The sequence below is a fragment of the Acinetobacter sp. YH16052 genome (assembly GCF_013417155.1).
In the GTDB taxonomy this organism is placed as follows: domain Bacteria; phylum Pseudomonadota; class Gammaproteobacteria; order Pseudomonadales; family Moraxellaceae; genus Acinetobacter.
On sequence record NZ_VPEO01000007.1, the window covers coordinates 87594 to 105968 of the forward strand.

Annotated in this window: 14 protein-coding genes, 1 pseudogene and 1 riboswitch; of the genes and pseudogenes, 11 read left to right on the forward strand and 4 right to left on the reverse strand. The window is 46.4% G+C overall.

From position 1 onward, the window contains the following. Positions 1–14: 14 nt before the first annotated feature. The gene (locus FTV42_RS06835; RefSeq protein WP_228284853.1) at positions 15–296 is read right to left on the reverse strand and encodes a hypothetical protein; all 282 of its coding nucleotides are present in this window, start codon (positions 294–296) and stop codon (positions 15–17) included. A gap of 264 nt (positions 297–560) precedes the next feature. Continuing rightward, complete coding sequence (locus FTV42_RS06840) at positions 561–761, reverse strand: DUF3565 domain-containing protein (RefSeq protein WP_005245699.1); 201 nt, start codon at positions 759–761, stop codon at positions 561–563. Between the two features lie 143 nt (positions 762–904). Between FTV42_RS06840 and gshB the strand changes: the two genes are divergently transcribed. Continuing rightward, on the forward strand, positions 905–1855 hold the full coding sequence (gene gshB, locus FTV42_RS06845; RefSeq protein ID WP_180038183.1) for a glutathione synthase: 951 nt from the start codon (positions 905–907) through the stop codon (positions 1853–1855). Positions 1856–1905: 50 nt separating this feature from the next. Here the strand turns inward: gshB and FTV42_RS06850 are convergent. Further along, positions 1906–3109 (reverse strand): annotated as a pseudogene (locus FTV42_RS06850) (CynX/NimT family MFS transporter). A 424-nt stretch (positions 3110–3533) separates the two neighbouring features. On the opposite strand from FTV42_RS06850, the gene murG reads away from it, so the two are divergent. The 7 genes from murG to lpxC all read left to right on the forward strand — a co-directional run bounded on the left by murG (position 3534) and on the right by lpxC (position 11651). Beyond that, a complete protein-coding gene (gene murG, locus FTV42_RS06855) occupies positions 3534–4640 on the forward strand; it encodes an undecaprenyldiphospho-muramoylpentapeptide beta-N-acetylglucosaminyltransferase (protein WP_180038187.1) in 1107 nt (368 codons plus the stop codon). 3 nt (positions 4641–4643) lie between these two features. After that, the gene (gene murC / locus FTV42_RS06860) at positions 4644–6092 is read left to right on the forward strand and encodes a UDP-N-acetylmuramate--L-alanine ligase (RefSeq protein WP_180038189.1); all 1449 of its coding nucleotides are present in this window, start codon (positions 4644–4646) and stop codon (positions 6090–6092) included. A 57-nt stretch (positions 6093–6149) separates the two neighbouring features. After that, positions 6150–7079 carry a D-alanine--D-alanine ligase gene (locus FTV42_RS06865; protein WP_180038191.1) on the forward strand — a complete coding sequence of 310 codons (930 nt, stop codon included), beginning with the start codon at positions 6150–6152 and terminating at the stop codon, positions 7077–7079. A 2-nt stretch (positions 7080–7081) separates the two neighbouring features. Further along, complete coding sequence (locus tag FTV42_RS06870) at positions 7082–7936, forward strand: cell division protein FtsQ/DivIB (RefSeq protein WP_180038193.1); 855 nt, start codon at positions 7082–7084, stop codon at positions 7934–7936. Between the two features lie 70 nt (positions 7937–8006). Further along, entirely contained in the window at positions 8007–9269 is a 1263-nt protein-coding gene (gene ftsA, locus FTV42_RS06875) for a cell division protein FtsA (protein ID WP_005245712.1), read from the forward strand. Positions 9270–9428: 159 nt separating this feature from the next. Continuing rightward, the gene (ftsZ, locus tag FTV42_RS06880) at positions 9429–10622 is read left to right on the forward strand and encodes a cell division protein FtsZ (RefSeq protein ID WP_044111346.1); all 1194 of its coding nucleotides are present in this window, start codon (positions 9429–9431) and stop codon (positions 10620–10622) included. Positions 10623–10748: 126 nt separating this feature from the next. Then, positions 10749–11651, forward strand: coding sequence for a UDP-3-O-acyl-N-acetylglucosamine deacetylase (gene lpxC, locus FTV42_RS06885; RefSeq protein WP_004647241.1), 903 nt, complete (start codon positions 10749–10751; stop codon positions 11649–11651). Positions 11652–11750: 99 nt separating this feature from the next. Here lpxC and FTV42_RS06890 read toward each other — a convergent pair whose 3' ends face one another. Further along, entirely contained in the window at positions 11751–12191 is a 441-nt protein-coding gene (locus tag FTV42_RS06890; RefSeq protein ID WP_004729162.1) for a DciA family protein, read from the reverse strand. Positions 12192–12298: 107 nt separating this feature from the next. On the opposite strand from FTV42_RS06890, the gene FTV42_RS06895 reads away from it, so the two are divergent. The 3 genes from FTV42_RS06895 to FTV42_RS06905 all read left to right on the forward strand — a co-directional run bounded on the left by FTV42_RS06895 (position 12299) and on the right by FTV42_RS06905 (position 18022). Then, complete coding sequence (locus tag FTV42_RS06895; RefSeq protein WP_005245719.1) at positions 12299–12982, forward strand: M23 family metallopeptidase; 684 nt, start codon at positions 12299–12301, stop codon at positions 12980–12982. Positions 12983–13310: 328 nt separating this feature from the next. Further along, positions 13311–16013 (forward strand): pyruvate dehydrogenase (acetyl-transferring), homodimeric type, encoded by a 2703-nt coding sequence (gene aceE / locus FTV42_RS06900; protein ID WP_044111347.1) that lies wholly within the window; start codon positions 13311–13313, stop codon positions 16011–16013. Positions 16014–16015: 2 nt separating this feature from the next. After that, complete coding sequence (locus FTV42_RS06905) at positions 16016–18022, forward strand: 2-oxo acid dehydrogenase subunit E2 (protein ID WP_180038195.1); 2007 nt, start codon at positions 16016–16018, stop codon at positions 18020–18022. 156 nt (positions 18023–18178) lie between these two features. Then, positions 18179–18319, forward strand: a riboswitch (yybP-ykoY riboswitch). Positions 18320–18375 lie beyond the last annotated feature (56 nt).

The following is an 18375-nucleotide window of genomic DNA, read 5'->3' on the forward strand; positions in this document are numbered from 1 at the left end:
TTAAAAATTCAGGATCAAGCTTTGGGTGGGCGCAGGATTTCTTGCCAGTAACCGGCAAGGTGCTGGGCATGGTAAGCAGGGAGGAGGGTTTTTTCCGGATAACCGTGATCAGGCACGCTTAACTCGGGCGTTGTAATGGGCAGGCTGGTGACCAAGTTCTGGCAGGCCATAGTGCCACAATCCAGACAATCTGATGACTGCTGGGTGCTGTCACTGACACAGTCCGGCTGAATCAGTTCCTGATCTTGATGATGATCAGTCTTATGCAGCGAGTGAGAAGCAGAGGGTTTTGTCATTTCCAGACAATGAGGATTCGTTTTTCAGACGGCATAACCAGATGCATGGTGTTTGCAGATGCGACAGACACACTGCTCCAGCCTATGGCAAAAACCACAAGCATCACCAACCAGATCTGTTTGACGAGCCGTATGAGCAAAAGTACACCCTGAAAAAATGCGCTGCATGTTTGAGCAATAAAAGCATAAACGCAGTAACTCAAATTAGCAAATTCTGGACAAGATTATTTTTTAGGTCACCTACATACTACTTTTTTCATAGGTTCAGGTTGCAGTTTCGCACTTTTCGCATTTTTTACAGTCTAGCAGCATCCCGAGTTTTTCTTTACGTCCTTGCTCGGTCATCACCCATGGGCGATTTTGCCAGGGCGGGGTATGCCGCACATGCTGGCCATGTCCGCAGGCCAGTTCTGCAACCCAATGCTGTTCCTCATCCAGGTGAAAACCGATAATGGCCTGTTGCATGGCATACCTCCCTTGAGCTCAAATTGCCTGAGCATCTATCTAAAAACCTATACAAAATAAGTCATGCAAAATCACCATAAACAAAAGAATCCACACAAGCTATACTCCTTGCCAAGTCATTTTTTGAAAAAGAGCAGAGACACATGCGCGTACTTGTTGTGATGGATCCCATTGAAAATGTAAACCTGAAGAAAGACTCGACCATGGCCATGCTGTGGGCAGCAGCACGTCGCGGGCATGAACTCGGTTATGCATTGCAGGAAGATTTATATATCGATCAGGGCAAGGCCTTTGGTCTGATCGCGCCGCTACAGGTATTTGAAGACTACGACCATTATTATGAACTTGGCGAAAAACAAAAAGAGTCGATCGCTGCTTATGACGTTGTCTTGATGCGTAAAGATCCGCCTTTTGATATGAACTTCGTCTATACCACTTATATTCTGGAGCAGGCAGAGCGCGAAGGGGCATGGATCATCAACAAACCGCAAAGCCTGCGTGACTGTAATGAAAAACTGTTCGCGACCCAGTTCCCGCATCTGCAAGTTCCGACCTTGGTGACTTCGCAGCAAAGCCTGATCCGTGAATTTCTCAAAGAACAGGTCGATGTGATTGTAAAACCGCTGGATGGCATGGGCGGCACCGGGATTTTCCGCCTGTATCAGGATGGCATCAACATCGGTTCAACCATTGAAATGCTGACCAATAATGGTACCCAGCCGATCATGGCGCAGCGTTATATTCCGGAAATTGTCGAAGGCGATAAACGCATCCTGATGATTAATGGCGAGCCAGTGCCGTATTGTCTGGCCCGTATTCCGCAAAATGGTGAAGTGCGCGGTAATCTGGCCGCGGGTGGTCTGGGCGAGGCGCGCCCACTGACTGAAACTGATAAGGCCATTGCAGCAAAAGTAGGGCCGTATCTCAGAGAAAAAGGTCTGGTCTTTGTAGGGCTGGATGTGATCGGAAATTATGTCACTGAAATTAATGTAACCAGTCCAACCTGTATCCGTGAAATTGATGCCCAGTTTGGTACTTCGATTGCGGATGATCTGTTTGCTGTGCTGGAAGCAGGTCAGGCCAATCAGGTTTAAAGGCAGCATTAGGTGAAAGAAGAGTCTGCTTGCAGGCTCTTTTTATCTTTTTATTTAGGGTAACGCTTAAATAAAAATGCCGTCATTACCATGCCCAGCATCGAAAGGCAGACAGTGATAATGGCAAGATTGGCCCAATATTGGGTGGCAGATATCAGCGCAGCGCTCAGGGTCGGTATAAAAAACTGTGCGCAGGCTGAAATTTGTAAAACCACACCCACACTGGCTGCTGCTGCATAGGCACGTGGTGCATAGTGCAGGGTAATCGCAAAAAACAGTGGTTGGGATCATCCCGCCAATCAGTGAAAACAGCAAGGCACTGACAACCTGCAATTCAAATGAGAGCCAGGCATTTGCAGCAAACACCAGACCACTGCTGCAGAGCATTGCTACAAATCCGGTACTCAATAAGGTGGGCGGTCTATAACCCTGTTGCAGCAACATGCCTGCGCCAAAAGTGCCCCCCAGATTGGCCAGCACGACTATCGAGACCAGCATCCCTGCGCGTTTTAAGTCCAGCCCCTGTTCGACATACAGCGTAGGCAGGAAGCCCGTGACAGTAATCCATTGACTGGTATAACAGGCAAAAATAATCGCCAGACAGATAATGGGAGGATGGGTCAGGGTAATTTGAACAATCTGCCAGAATGAGGTGTTTTCCGTAGCTGGCTGAGAAGAGTCTGGCTGTGTTACCAAGACAGGTTCAATATTTAAATATTGTTTAATCATGCCAGCAATGACAAGGCACAGGCAGCCCAAAATGGCCCAGATCATTTGCCAGTCCAGATATTCAAGCAGGAGAGGAATCGTCAATACGGCCAGACTGACACCGATGCCCATATAGGAACTCCAGAGTCCCATCTTGAAATTCAGTGTCTCAGCGCGGCTGGTACGTTTTAAAATTGCTGGCGCACACAAGGAAATGGTTAAAAACCCGATTCCTTCCATAAAGCGCAATACATATAAAGTGGCAGGCTGCGTAATCCAAAGCCCGGCAAAACTGCTCAGCCCTAAAATGATTAAGGCCATGATCAGGCAGCGCTTTAATCCCATTTTTTCCGAGAAGGCGCCAATGCATAGCGCAAACAGCATTCCGGCAGCCTGTACCAACGCTAATGAAAAACCAGCCTGGGTAAAACTCAGGTTTAAATCCTGCTGCAATACAGGAATCACGGCCGAAAGTTTGCCGACATGGATCGCAGCCAGATAACCGGCCAAGATAATCCATACATCATGACATGATATTTTTGACATTTATCCGAACTGAGTCCATTTAAAGCATCTGCTTGTACATCAAGCATCATTCATATATAGATATGAATAACATGAAAGTTTTATAAAATTGATAGGATTTAAGCCTAAGCTCATTAGTTGATGATAGGATATGGATTGACCGGGAGTGAGCTGTAAAGGGTTCTAAATAAAGCCCTGTCCGTGGCAAGGTTATTGATAATATAATGAGAAAATCATTTAAAATTGCTATGATATGTCACTTAAGTCGAAGGAAAAGTGCAGATCTTATAAATAAAACGAGTCTAAACTTGGAATTTGCATGAAAAAAACAATTAAAGCCTTGTTGAAATAAAGTAAATAAACTTTCATGGCCTGAGGTTTGTGATTACAATTGATTACTTAAATCAGATTTCCTGCTCCATTTTTTGAATTGAAGAATTAGACCGTGACCGACGCTCAGCAAAAACAGCCTAAACATGTCATGATGATGGCCGCAGGTACAGGTGGACATGTGTTTCCAGCGTTAGCTGTTGCCAAAGATTTACAACAACAAGGTATACAGGTCTCCTGGTTGGCCACACCCGCAGGCATGGAAAACCGTCTATTAAAAAACCAGAATATTCCCATTTATCAGATTGATATTCAGGGTGTACGGGGCAATGGTTTTGTACGTAAAGCCTTGGCCCCTTTTAAAATTATGAAAGCCACCTTCAGTGCCATGAAATTCATGAAACAGCTCAAGGTCGATGCCGTCGCCGGCTTTGGTGGTTATGTAGCCGGGCCGGGTGGTCTGGCTGCGCGTATTTTAGGTATTCCGGTGCTGATCCATGAGCAGAATGCAGTCGCCGGTTTTACCAATACCCAATTGTCGCGTGTGGCAAAAACAGTGTGCCAGGCTTTCCCGAATACTTTTCCGGCCCAGGAAAAAATCGTCACCACCGGCAATCCGGTACGACAGGAAATTAGCGAAATTTTAAATCCGTCCTGGCGTTATCAGCAGCGTGACAAGGCTGGATTGTCTTTACGTATTCTGATCGTTGGCGGGTCCTTGGGGGCGCAAGCCTTAAATGAACGGGTTCCGGAAGCCTTAAAGCAACTGAATGTACCTTTAAATGTCTATCATCAGTGTGGGCAAAATCATGCCGAGGCGACACGGGCACGTTATGAAAATGCACCGGCCAATCTGCAAGTTGAAGTCCAGCCCTTTATTGAAGATATGGCCAACGCCTATTCTGATGCCGATCTGGTGATTTGCCGTGCCGGTGCATTGACCGTGACTGAAATTGCCACTGCCGGGGTCGCTGCGATTTTTGTGCCGCTGCCAAGTGCGGTCGATGATCACCAGACGGCCAATGCCGGTTTCCTGGCCAATATCAATGCGGCAAAGATTTGCCCGCAGGCCACTATGACCCCGGACAGTTTAAAAACCTTATTAGAGCCGATGCTGAATCGCCAGCTGTTAATGGAAATGGCCGTGAAAGCACGCCGCCAGGCTCAACCCGATGCGACTCAACATGTGGTCCGTTTAATTCAAGAATTATCATCCGAGTAAACTATGTCTCCAACAACCCCAGCTGAACAAGCGAAAAAATTAATCAAAGTGCCGGAAATGCGCCGTATCAAACACATTCATTTTGTGGGGATCGGTGGTGCAGGCATGTGTGGTATTGCAGAAGTGCTGAAAAACCAAGGCTACAAAGTGTCTGGTTCAGATATCAAGGCTTCCAAGACCACAGCGCAGCTGGAAGCAAACGGGATTAAAGTCTATATCGGACATACTGCAAATAATATTAAAGGTGCTAATGTGATCGTGGTGTCTACCGCGATTGATCAGGAAAACCCGGAAATTAAAACTGCGATTGAAAATCGTATCCCTGTGGTTCGCCGCGCGGAAATGCTGGGTGAACTGATGCGTTACCGTCATGGTATTGCCGTTGCCGGCACGCATGGCAAGACCACGACCACCAGCCTGATCACCTGTATGCTGGCTGAAGAAAACATGGATCCAACCTATGTGATCGGTGGTTTACTGAACCGTACCGGTATGAACGCAGCCTTGGGTGCCAGCCGTTATATCGTGGCCGAAGCCGATGAGTCAGATGCTTCTTTCCTGCACCTGGAACCGATGGCTGCCGTGGTGACCAATATTGATGCCGATCATATGGATACCTATGGCGGTAGCTTCGATGTCCTGAAAGATACCTTTATCCAGTTCCTACAAAAATTGCCATTTTACGGCTTGGCCGTAGTCTGTGGTGATGATGCCAATATCCGTGAAATCATGCCGCGAATTGCACGTCCGTTACTGACTTATGGTTTCAATGAAGACAATGACATCCGCGCAGTAGATGTTGATCAGGATGGCATGCAAACCCACTTTACCGTATTGCGTAAAGAGCGTGAGCCATTGCGTGTAACGGTCAACCAGCCAGGTTTGCATAATGTGCTGAATGCCCTGGCCGCGATTGGTATAGCAACCGATGAAGGCGTGTCGGATGCTTCAATCTGCCGTGCACTGGAAGGTTTTAGTGGTGTGGGTCGCCGCTTTGAAGTTCAGGGTGAGTTTGAAATTGACGGTGGTAATGTGAAACTGGTGGATGACTATGGTCACCATCCAAAAGAAGTGGAAGCGACGATTAAAGCCGCGCGTCAGAGTCACCCGGACCGTCGTTTGGTAATGATGTTCCAGCCACACCGTTATAGCCGTACCCGTGACTGTTTTGATGATTTTGTGGAAGTGCTTTCGACTGTAGACCAATTGTTGTTGCTGGATGTTTATCCTGCCGGTGAAAAACCGATTGTCGGGGCGGATAGCCGTAGTTTAGCCCGCAGCATTCGTTTACGTGGCGAAGTTGAGCCGATTCTGGTTGATGCGGCGGACGGCAACCTGAATCAGATCATGAGAAAAGTATTGCAAGCAAATGACTTGTTATTAACCCAGGGCGCAGGTAATGTTGGAGCAATCTCAGTCGAACTTGCACAAAATCACTTATATATAAAATAGTCATCTTGTGTGACTGAATTGAATTGACCAGATTGAAAAAAGTTTAAGGATATAAACGTGTCAAATGCTTCAAAATTCGGAAAAGTTGCCGTGTTGCTTGGTGGTAAATCTGCAGAGCGTGAGGTTTCTCTAGACAGTGGTACGGCGGTACTTGAGGCATTAGTGCGTTCAGGGGTCAATGCAGAAGCGTTTGACCCGCAGCAGCGTAGTGTCACAGAGCTGGTAAATTATGATCGTGCTTTCATTGTATTGCATGGACGTGGCGGGGAAGATGGCCAGATCCAGGGCGCACTGGAATGGTTAAACGTACCGTATACCGGTACGGGCGTACAAGGTTCTGCGATCGGCATGGACAAGGTCAAGACCAAGCAGGTCTGGCAGGGTTCGGAATTGCCGACAGCGCCGTATCGCATTGTCACCAAAGATTCTGATGCGACCGACATTGTTAATGCTTTAGGTTTGCCTTTGATTATCAAGCCGGTACATGAAGGTTCCAGTATCGGCATGAGCAAGGTTGAGAAAATTGAAGACTTTGCTGAAGCAATTACCAAGGCAACTGAACATGATGCCGTGGTGATGGCAGAAAAATGGATTACCGGCCGTGAATACACCATTGTGGTTTTAAATGGTCAGGCGCTACCTGTGATTCGTCTTGAACCGCCTCAAGATGTTGCTTTCTACGATTATGAAGCGAAATATCAGCGTAATGATGTGCAATATGGCATTCCATGTGGTTTAACTGAAGCTGAAGAGCAGCAGTTAAAAGCCTTAAGTTTGCGCGCATTCCAGGCAGTCGGTGCCAGCGGTTGGGGCCGGATTGATGCCATGCAGGATGAACAGGGCAACTTCTGGTTGCTTGAAGTGAATACCGTGCCAGGCATGACCAGTCATTCACTGGTGCCAAAAGCGGCAGCTGCAGTCGGATACAGTTTTGATGAGCTGTGTGTGGCGATTCTGGAACAGACCTTGACTGGTTCGGCACACTAAATATGGCTCAACTTCCTGTTTCCATGCGCCGTAAACGTGCTGCGATTACCTCAATTCACGACAAGCCGCCGACACGCAAAGAAAAGCTGACCAATTTTGGTGGCTGGTTATTGTTGTGTATTGCGGTATTGGTGCTGGCCTTTGGAATATTGGGCTTATATAAGGTCATGACCAATAGTGACGTGGCAGAGCTGGGCGTGATAGGTACGCGCTCGGCTGCTGAACAGCGTCAGGTCATGCAATATGTGTCACCGATTGTGACCAAAAACTATTTTACTTCAGATCTGGAAGCGATCCGTGATCGTACCCTGGAATTGTCCTGGGTAGATCGGGTTGTGGTTTCCCGAGCCTGGCCAAATGGCATTCGGGTGCGGGTGATGCCGCATCATGCGATTGCGCGTTGGGGAACGGGACGTTTATTGAGTGACAGTGGTGTGATTTTCACGGAAGTCACACCCAAGAATTATCAGGCATTACCGTTACTACATGGGCCGGCGAGCCATGCAGAAACCATGATGCGTCGTTATAATGAAATTAATCAATTATTTTTGCCACAAGGCATTCGTCTAAAAGAATTATATCTCACCGAGCGAATGACCTGGTTTATGCAGTTTGATTCGGGTTTAAGAATAATTGTGGATAAAGATCAGACCATGAGCAAATTACAACGCCTGAGCCATCTGTCTCAGAGTGATTTGAAGCCGGTCTGGTCTAAAATTTCGGCCATCGACCTGCGTTATCGCAATGGATTGTCGATCCAGTGGAAAAATTCAATTCCGCCTAAAATTGTAAATGGACATTTTATTGTAACCATTGATGACACGGGCGTTGAGAATAATGTAACAGTAAAGCCATAATGACCGGCTTTAAAAAATAGAGGCATTTAAAGCCATAAATCTAACAAACACGTAATGGTAGTAGTGAATAATGAGTGAAGCTGTTCCCTCGGTTGTGGCGATTGACATTGGGACACACAAAGTTTCAGTTTTGATTGGCAAGGTACACGCGCCAGACAATATCCAAGTGATTGGTATGGCCACCGCTCGTAACCGAGGCATGAGTAAAGGGAAAATTGTCAGTCTCGATAAAGTTATTACTGCAATTAAAAATGCCGTTCAAGAAGCAGAAGATATGGCGGAATGTCGTGTACATTCTGCCTGGGTCTCTATTCCAAGTGCCGAATTAAAAAGCTTTTATGCTTCAGGTCGCACCTCGATCGACAATAGCGAGCATGCGATTACCACCAGTGAAGTGGTGCGTGCACTGGAATTGGCTAAAGCTAGTCATTTGACTTCAGATCATTATCTGGTCAGTGCTGTGCCTCTGGGTTTTGAGCTGGACGACTCACCGGAATGGGTGTTAAACCCGATTCGGATGTCGGCACATAGCATGACCGGACACTATCATTTGATGATGCTGCCGATCAGTACCATGCAGAATATTGATCGCGCCCTGAAAGGTGCCAATATTGGTGTAGAAAAAATGGTGGTGTCGAGCTTGGCTACTGCTGAAGCCAGCCTGCTGAAAGACGAAAAAGAATATGGCGTATGCTTAGTAGATATCGGTGCCGGCACGACCAATGTTGCAGTGTATGTGGATGGTCGTTTGGCCTTAACCCATACCTTCCAACGTGGCGGTGAACATGTGACCCGTGATATTGCAGCAGTATTGCAAACCACGACCGAAGAAGCTGAACGTCTGAAATTATTGTATGGCTGTGTCGACCTGAAAGTGGTCAAGCCGGATCATATGATTCAGTTCCAGGGGATTGATGGGCCACAAACCATCAGCCGGATTGAATTGACTGAAATCATCATGGCGCGTTATGAAGAAATTCTGGGTCTGGTGCGTGATGAATTGGTGAAAAACGGTGCTCTTCAGGGCTTGTATCATGGTGTGGTATTGACCGGCGATGCTAGTCATATCGAAGGAATGGTGAGCTTTGTTCGCCGTACCATGGGGGTCTCGGCGCATTTAGGTAATCCGCCGACTCAGGTGTATGCAGACGAACAACATCAGGCTGCTTTACGCCGCTCGCAATATAGTACTGTGGCTGGTTTGCTGATGTTTAGTCAGAGTGATACCCAGGACACAATTGTGGAACAGGATGATGTAGAACGGTTGTCATTGGCTAAGCGGGTCAAAAGAGCCTTGTTTGGCTTTAATGACACCTTGAAATCAATCTTTTAAGTCGATTTTTATTGTGAATATTGTTGGGAAGATGTAGTTAATCGGGCTTGTACTTGACAAGTGAACGCATGAGCAGCATTCTTAAAAACAATTTTATTAAGATTAAGGCAGTATACGGGCTTAGTGACTGCCAATTATGAATTAGGAATTTTATAGGTCATGGCCTCATTTGAATTTTTCGAAGACGATCATAGCGATAGCAATGGTCAAGCCCGTTTCACTGTGTTTGGTGTAGGTGGTGCGGGTGGTAATGCTGTACAACATATGTTGCAGTCCGATATCCAGGGCGTAAAGTTTGTTTGTGCCAATACGGACAAGCAGGCATTGGATCGCATGGAAGCCGAATTTAAAATTCAGCTGGGCGAGCAAAGTACCCGTGGTCTGGGTGCAGGTGCAAATCCGCAAGTCGGCCAGACCGCAGCAGAAGAAAGCCGTGAACTGATCCGCCAGCAGCTTGAAGGGACCGATATGGTCTTTGTTACTGCAGGTATGGGTGGTGGTACCGGTACCGGTGCAGCGCCAGTCGTGGCTGAAATTGCGAAAGAAATGGGTATCCTGACCGTTGGTGTCGTGACCACGCCATTTAACTTTGAAGGCAAACGCCGTTTACAGTCTGCTGAAAAAGGCATCGAAGCCCTTGAGCAGCATGTAGACTCATTAATCATCATTCCAAACCAGCGTCTATTGAAAGTCTTCCGTGATATTTCAATGAAAGATGCATATAAAAAAGCGGATGATGTTCTACTGAATGCAGTACGCAGTATTTTTGATTTAGTCGTCCGTCCTGGCCATATCAACCTTGACTTTGCTGACTTGAAAACAGCCATGAGCACCCGTGGTTATGCCATGATGGGTGTGGGTCTGGGGCGTGGTGAGAATCGTGCACGTCAGGCTGCTGAGCAGGCAATCCGTAGTCCATTACTCGACAACGTGACTATCATGAATGCCAAAGGTATTCTGATTAACGTGACCGGTGGCGATGATGTGACTTTCGGTGAAATTGAAGAAATTACTGATGTCGTGAACCAGATTGTCGATTTAGATGAGGGTCAGGTGTTCTACGGTACCGTTTTTGATCCGGATGCGCGTGATGAAATCAGCGTGACTGTGATTGCAACAGGTTTAACCCGTCATGCAGCGGATTCAGTTGAACCGACCAAACGTACTAATGTACAGGCAACTCGTCCAGCAGCAGTTGCACAGGCTGTGGTGGAAGATGATGATGTACCGGCAATTCAGCGTCAGCAGCATGAAACAGGGGCAGCAGCGAATCCAGCGGCGGCTTCGGTTTCTAGCTCGCGCCCAACGCCAATGAGCATTCAGGATTATCTTAAGAATCAACAGCGTAAATAACATGTAACATCATGTGTTTAGATGGATTAGACAGGAAAGGTGGCTTTTAAGCCACCTTTTTGTTTTTTATCAATGGCCAAATATGCTAACGTATAGCGGTTTTATAGATGAACAGATGATAAAAGCATGTTGAAACAACGTACCCTGAAACGTGTCGTGAAAGCGAGCGGAATCGGTCTTCACAGTGGGCAGAAAGTCATGATTAACTTTGTGCCGCACCATGCCGATGGGGGAATTGTGTTTCGTCGTATAGACCTGAACCCACCAGTGGACATTCCAGCTGATGCCATGCTGATTCAGGAAGCCTTTATGTGCTCGAACCTCGTTCAGGAAAATGCCAAAGTGGGCACCATTGAACATGTCATGAGTGCGATCGCTGGTCTGGGCATTGATAACCTGATTATTGAAGTATCGGCTTCTGAAGTCCCGATTATGGACGGCAGTGCAGGTCCGTTTATTTACCTGTTGATGCAGGGCGGTTTGCAAGAGCTGGATGCTGCTAAAAAATTCGTCAAGATTATTAAACCGGTTGAAGCACTGATTGATGACAAACGTGCCATTTTTAGCCCACATGAGGGCTTTCAGCTGAATTTCACCATTGATTTTGATCATCCTGCCTTTAAAAAAGAACATCAGTCTGCCAGTATCGATTTTTCTACTGAAACCTTCGTTTATGAAGTCAGTGAAGCGCGTACCTTTGGTTTTATGAAAGATCTGGATTATCTCAAAGCCAATAACCTGGCGCTGGGTGCCAGTCTGGAAAATGCCATTGGTGTGGATGAAACTGGGGTCGTTAATGAAGAAGGTTTACGTTTCTCGGACGAATTTGTACGTCATAAAATTCTGGATGCCGTGGGTGATTTATATCTGCTCGGACATCAGATTATTGCCAAATTTGATGGTTACAAATCTGGACATGCCTTGAATAATCAACTTTTACGCAATGTGAAAAGTGATCCAAGCTGCTATGAAATTGTAACATTTGATGACGAAGCCAATTGTCCAATCATGTATGTGAATGTGACATAAGTCATTGTGTTTGTGTCTTTATGTTTTTGTTATTGCTTTAATACTGTGACACACATCACATAATGTTTGCTTTTTAATTTATTACATTTGATTGCGATGTTACTTTTTATTGCTTGCCAAACGTAGTAAAGCTTGGCTAAGCTTAGGGTCGCTTATAAAGTCAGCAGCACTACGAAGTAATTCCTGTGTTTCTGCATTTAAGGCTCTTTCAGGTGTTGCTGAAACAGGTGGCGTTTGCGAAGGATTCCGCAGGCAAACTTGAAGTTTAGTGAGATCTGTTAATTCATTTATTTGAGAGAGTTGTGAAATGTATTGCTTTTGAAGATAGGCCAATTGACTGATCATGGCCTGATTTTCACCAGTAATCGTTAACACACCATTTTGATAGCAGACAACTTGCCAGCGTTCCGGTTGGGGCAATAGCGGTTGTACGAGTTTCGTAAGTTTCTGCCAGGCAGCGACTTGTGATGAGAGAAACGAAAAGTTTCCTGTTTTTATCTGTTTTCTTGTTTGTTGAAAAACGTTGACAGGTTCCGACATACATAATTCCTACATATTTATGTCTTAATCTTATGCGCTTCTTTTAGTGGATATCAAGGATAGAGATCTTCAAGGAACTCGATTAAAGCAGTTTAGAGAGGTTTTTTATGCATATGCGACGTATTTTGTTGGCATTTTCTTTATCAGTTTCAGCGGCTTCGGTTGCGTTCGCAGATTTAGTCAATCTAAATCAAGAAAATGGTTCAACAGATCGTATCGAGCAATTGACGCGTACTCTGGCACAGGGTGCATATACTCATCCAGATGATATCGATATTCCAGCACAGACTAAATTGAATGTTCAGCTTCGTGAGAAGCCGGTTGAATTGAACAATCGTACGCTTGCTCAGAAGTATGCCAATACTTCATCCAACAAAGCGGCAGCAAATAGTGCTTATTCTTGGTTAATTTCTCATCCTTTACCTAATTCTCGCGTAAGTTCAAATTACGGTGGCCGTACTATGGGTGGCCGTGCTGAAAATCATTCAGGCCTTGATCTTGCAGCGCCAAGTGGTACACCAATCTATGCAACAGGTCCAGGGATTGTGACCAAATCAGGTTGGGGTACAGGTTATGGTCAATACGTTGAAATCAATCATGGCAATGGCTATTTAACGCGCTATGCTCATGCTTCACGTCTTATTGCACGTGTGGGAGAGCAGGTGCAAGCGGGTGATCATATTGCCAACGTTGGTTGTACTGGTCGCTGTACCGGTCCACACTTGCATTATGAAGTAGTAAAAGACGGTCAACGTAAAAACCCATCTACTTATTTGGCCATGTTACCTTAAGTATAGACCTGAATAACAAGATGCATCTCTATACATAAAAAATCTCCGATAAGCATTTTAAAGCGTTTAAGCTGAAGGCTCTTCAAGTCAACTTGAAGGGCTTTTTGTTTTATCGCTTTTAGATATCATATTATCACCAACTATTATAATGATTGTATAATAAATCGCCTTTATTGACTATTTTTTGTTATGTTGTGTAATTATACGTCACCCATCATTTAGTTCCTAAATAGTACTGCTAAATCGCATTCAGCTGAGGCCATACCTGCTGAGGTCTCAAATATGGTACATATAAGACATTAGATTAGGCTTTTAGGAACTGTAGATTATGGCGTTTTATGGCGATACAGACGCGCAAGAAACCCAAGAATGGCAAGATGCATTTGACTCTGTTTTGCAGCACATGGGCACTGAGCGTGCAGCATTTTTGTTAGAAAAACTTTATCAACGCGCAATTGCAAAGCATGTTCCTATTCAGCGTTTAAATACTCCCTACTTAAATACGATTTCTGTTGAAGAACAACCTGCCATGCCGGGCGACCAGGACATGGAGCGTCGTATTCGCGCGCTGATCCGTTGGAATGCCTTGGCAATGGTCTTACGCGCGAATAAAACCGGTGATGATCTCGGTGGTCACCTGGCGAGTTTTGCTTCTTCCGCAACCCTTTATGATGTGGGCTTTAACCACTTCTTCCGCGCCAATAGCGATAGCTTCGGCGGCGACATGATCTATTACCAGGGTCACTGTGCACCTGGTATTTACGCGCGTTCATTTTTAGAAGGTCGTTTGACAGAAGAGCATTTGAATAATTTCCGTCGTGAAGTGGGCGGTAAAGGTTTGCCATCTTATCCGCACCCTTATTTGATGCCGGACTACTGGCAGTTCCCAACCGTATCGATGGGTCTTGGACCAATCATGTCGATTTATCAGGCACATATTCAAAAGTACCTGATGAACCGTGGCCTGATCAAAGAAGAAGATCGTAAGGTTTGGGCGTATTTGGGCGATGGCGAGATGGACGAGCCGGAAAGCCTGGGTGCAATTTCTCTGGCAGGTCGCGAAAAGCTCGATAACCTGATCTGGGTGGTGAACTGTAACTTGCAACGTCTGGATGGTCCGGTACGTGGTAATGGCAAGATCATTCAGGAACTTGAGTCACTATTCCGCGGCGCAGGCTGGCGTGTGATTAAAGTTGTGTGGGGCCGTCATTGGGATCCACTACTGGATAAAGATAAATCCGGTGCACTGAAAGCAGTGATGGAAGAAGCAGTCGATGGCGATTTCCAGCGTTACCAGGTAAAAGGTGGTGCTTACGCGCGTGAAAAGTTCTTCGGTAAATATCCAGAAGCCAAAGAGCTGGTGAAAGATTTAAGCGATGAAGATATTGATAATCTGAACCGCGGTGGTCATGACCCGTACAAAGTTTTTGCTGCTTATGCCGAAGCATGTACGGCCAAAGGTCAGCCGACCGTGATTCTGGCGAAAACCGTGAAAGGTTATGGTTTGTCCGAGGAAATCGAAGCAGTCAACAAAACTCACCAAATCAAGAAGATGCAAATCAATTCTTTGAAATATGTGCGTGACCGATTCAATCTTCCTTTCACCGATGAACAGCTGGAAGAAGTACCATTCTACCGTCCAAGCGAAAATTCACCTGAATTGAAATATATGAAGGCACGTCGTGAAGCGCTAGGTGGCTACCTGCCTGCACGTCGTAAAGAAAGCGAACAGCTGGCGATTCCTGGACTTTCAGTATTTGATTCGGTCTTGGCTGGTTCAAATGGTAAAGAACAATCGACCACGATGGTGATGGTACGTTTAATCTCTGCACTTCTTAAAGAGAAAGCGATTAAAGACCGCGTTGTTCCAATCGTGCCAGATGAAGCACGTACTTTCGGTCTGGAAGGGATGTTCCGTCAGCTCGGTATTTATGCCGCGCATGGCCAGAAATATACCCCGGAAGACCAAGAACAGCTGATGCATTACCGTGAAGCCAAAGACGGTCACATGCTACAAGAAGGGATTAACGAAGCTGGTGCGATGAGTGCATGGGCGGCCTTAGGCACAAGTTATTCAACCAATAACCTGCCAATGATTCCGATGTACATGTACTACTCGATGTTTGGTTTCCAGCGTATCGGTGATATTGCATGGGCAGCCGGCGATGCACAGGCACAAGGTTTCTTGCTGGGTGCAACCGCAGGTCGTACTACACTGAACGGTGAAGGCTTGCAGCATCAGGATGGTCATTCACACATCTTGGCCAATACCATTCCAAACTGTGTCTCTTATGACCCATGTTTCGGTTATGAACTAGCAGTGATCGTGCATGATGGTTTACAACGTATGTATGTGAACCAGGAACGTGTGTTCTACTACCTGACTGTGATGAACGAAAACTACGAGCATCCGGAAATGCCAAAAGGTGTTGAAGAAGGCATCAAGCGTGGTATGTACTTACTGGAAGAAGATGAAAAAGCCACTGTTCAGTTACTGGGCTCAGGTGTAATCCTGCGTGAAGTGATCAAGGCGGCGAAGATTCTGCGTGAAGAATATCAAATTCATTCAAATGTCTACAGCGTAACCAGCTTCAATGAACTGGCACGTGATGGTATGGTATGTGAAGAATACAACCGCTTGCATCCGCTGGCTGAAGATGTGAAAGAAGCATGGGTATCGAAACAGCTCCGTGGTACTGAAGGTATCGTGGTGTCTGCAACCGATCATATGCGTGCTTATAGCGAACAGATCCGTGCTTATCTTCCAGATGGCCGTCCATTCGTAGCATTGGGTACTGACGGTTATGGCCGTTCAGATACACGTGCCAACTTGCGTAGTTACTTCGGTGTTGATGCTGCCCATATTGTGGTGGCAACCCTGAAAAAACTGGCAGATGAAGGTGAAGTTGATGCGCGTCTGGTAAAAGATGCGATCTCGACTTTCGAGCTTGATACAGATCGTCCAGTGGCTTGGGCACCTCAAGAAACCCCATCTGTACATGCTGTTGCTGACTACAAAGAGGAGAACTAAGCATGCAAATTACGACTCCTGATATTGGTGTAGACAAGGCAACCGTGGCCGAAATTCTGGTCAAAGTCGGTGATACGATTGCGATTGATGACAGCATCGTGTTGCTTGAATCCGATAAAGCCTCTGTTGAAGTGCCCAGCACTTCAGCAGGGGTGGTGAAAAGCATTCTGGTCAGTCAGGGTGATGAAGTGACTGAAGGCGCGGTACTGATTGAACTGCAAGCTGAAGATGGCAGTACGGATGTGGTCGAGCCACAGCAAGCAGATGCCTCACAAAAAACCTCAGAAAATACACCGACGTCTTTGCCTGATCAGGAAATCATGCAGGAAATCGCTTCACATCAGCCTAAAGCTTCTGCTGCTCCTGAGGCACAAGCGAGCTCACAGGTGGTTGATGTTCAAATCCCCGATATTGGTGTAGAAAAAGCCACTGTCGGTGAAATTCTGGTTTCTGTCGGTGATGAAATCGAAGTGGATCAAAGCATCGTGGTGGTGGAATCAGACAAGGCGACTGTTGAAGTGCCAAGTACGGTTGCGGGCACGGTGGAATCTATCGAGATTAAAGAAGGCGATACCATTAAAGAAGGTGTGGTCATTCTGAAAGTGAAAACGGCTGTTTCGACAGCATCAGCACCGACAGAAGCACCTCAAGCACCAGTTGCTCAAGCGGCGGCCCAAGAGAAAGCAGTCGAAGCACCAGAAACGCCAGTAACACCTGCGGGTGATGTTGAAGTGATGGTGCCTGATTTGGGTGTAGACAAGGCGGCTGTAGCTGAAATTCTGGTTCAGGTCGGTGATACGGTTGAAAAAGACCAAAGCATCATCGTGGTGGAATCAGACAAGGCGACTGTTGAAGTGCCAAGCACTACAGCCGGCGTGATTAAAGCCATTCATGTTGAACTGGGTCAAAATGTCTCTCAAGGCATTGCACTGGTAACAATTGAAGCTGAAGCGCAAGCAGCTGCTGTACCTGTTGCAGCCAAAGCAGAAGAACCTAAAGCGCCTGCTGCAAAAGCAGCATCGGCACCTGCTGCATCTTCTACTCAAACAGTCGCGACGTCGGATAATGCCGATAAGCTGACCAAAGAGCAGAGTGTGGCTAACTCGAAAGTCTATGCCGGTCCTGCTGTGCGTAAACTGGCACGTGAACTGGGCGTCGTGTTGGCAGATGTCAAAGCATCTGGCCCACATGCGCGCGTCATGAAAGAAGACCTGAAAGCCTATGTCAAAACGCGTCTTACTACGCCACAGGCGGCTCCTGTAGTCGCTGCTGCTCAAGTCGCAGGTCTACCAAAGCTGCCAGACTTTAGCGCTTTTGGTGGTGTGGAAGAGAAAGCCTTGACGCGTTTGCAACAAGTGTCTATTCCACAGTTGTCGCTGAATAATTTCATTCCGCAAGTGACCCAGTTTGATGCAGCGGATATTACTGAACTCGAAGCATGGCGTAATGAACTGAAAGGCAACTTTAAGAAAGAAGGCTTAAGCCTGACCATTATGGCATTCATCATCAAAGCAGTTGCGCACTTGTTAAAAGAAGAGCGTGAGTTTGCTGGTCACTTGGCCGATGATGGTAAGTCAGTATTGCTACGTAACGAGATCCATATGGGTATCGCGGTCGCAACGCCAGATGGTTTGACCGTGCCTGTGCTGCGTCACCCAGATCAGAAGTCAATTAAACAGATTGCCACTGAGCTGGGAACCCTGGGTCAAAAAGCGCGTGACAAGAAGTTGTCGCCGAAAGATCTGCAAGGTGCGAACTTCACTATCACTAGCCTAGGTTCAATTGGTGGTACAGCATTTACGCCATTGGTGAACTGGCCGCAAGTGGCAATTCTGGGGATTTCTCCTGCAACCATGCAACCGGTTTGGAATGGTGAAGGCTTTGATCCACGCTTGATGCTGCCGCTTTCATTGTCCTACGATCACCGTGTGATCAATGGTGCAGATGCTGCTCGTTTCACCAACAAGCTGACCAAGCTGCTCAAAGATATTCGTACGCTGTTAATCTAAATTAAATTCGATTCACTTTCTTTTCTCTTGCGCTTCATTGAAAAATATTTCAATTGAAGCTCAGGAAGAAATACAAAGAAGGTATAAATAAAAACCCTGCTTCGGCAGGGTTTTTTCTTGCTGCATTGAAAAATAATCTATTTGATTCTATACTTGGCGCACTTCATTGGGGAGTAGCCGCCTTTTGCGCAAAGCAGAAGGGTGATGGTCAACATATTTGCTCAACCGGGCATGGTCATCATAGCAAAGAACCAAGTCAGCTTTTCCAAGCTTTCTTTTGTTGGCAAGACCTTTGATTTACCACTCTGCAGATTTTGGCTAGCAGGAGCGGTGAGTCATTGGTATTGGATGCT

What these genes read in the sequence shown, in the direction of transcription:
- FTV42_RS06905 (WP_180038195.1), top strand. Translation starts at nt 16,016, where the DNA reads ATGCAAATTACGACTCCTGATATTGGTGTAGACAAGGCAACCGTGGCC.
- FTV42_RS06870 (WP_180038193.1), top strand. Translation starts at nt 7,082, where the DNA reads ATGGCTCAACTTCCTGTTTCCATGCGCCGTAAACGTGCTGCGATTACC.
- FTV42_RS06895 (WP_005245719.1), top strand. Translation starts at nt 12,299, where the DNA reads ATGCATATGCGACGTATTTTGTTGGCATTTTCTTTATCAGTTTCAGCG.
- FTV42_RS06840 (WP_005245699.1), bottom strand. Translation starts at nt 761, where the DNA reads ATGCAACAGGCCATTATCGGTTTTCACCTGGATGAGGAACAGCATTGG.
- murC (WP_180038189.1), top strand. Translation starts at nt 4,644, where the DNA reads ATGTCTCCAACAACCCCAGCTGAACAAGCGAAAAAATTAATCAAAGTG.
- lpxC (WP_004647241.1), top strand. Translation starts at nt 10,749, where the DNA reads ATGTTGAAACAACGTACCCTGAAACGTGTCGTGAAAGCGAGCGGAATC.
- aceE (WP_044111347.1), top strand. Translation starts at nt 13,311, where the DNA reads ATGGCGTTTTATGGCGATACAGACGCGCAAGAAACCCAAGAATGGCAA.
- ftsZ (WP_044111346.1), top strand. Translation starts at nt 9,429, where the DNA reads ATGGCCTCATTTGAATTTTTCGAAGACGATCATAGCGATAGCAATGGT.
- gshB (WP_180038183.1), top strand. Translation starts at nt 905, where the DNA reads ATGCGCGTACTTGTTGTGATGGATCCCATTGAAAATGTAAACCTGAAG.
- FTV42_RS06890 (WP_004729162.1), bottom strand. Translation starts at nt 12,191, where the DNA reads ATGTCGGAACCTGTCAACGTTTTTCAACAAACAAGAAAACAGATAAAA.
- ftsA (WP_005245712.1), top strand. Translation starts at nt 8,007, where the DNA reads ATGAGTGAAGCTGTTCCCTCGGTTGTGGCGATTGACATTGGGACACAC.
- FTV42_RS06835 (WP_228284853.1), bottom strand. Translation starts at nt 296, where the DNA reads ATGACAAAACCCTCTGCTTCTCACTCGCTGCATAAGACTGATCATCAT.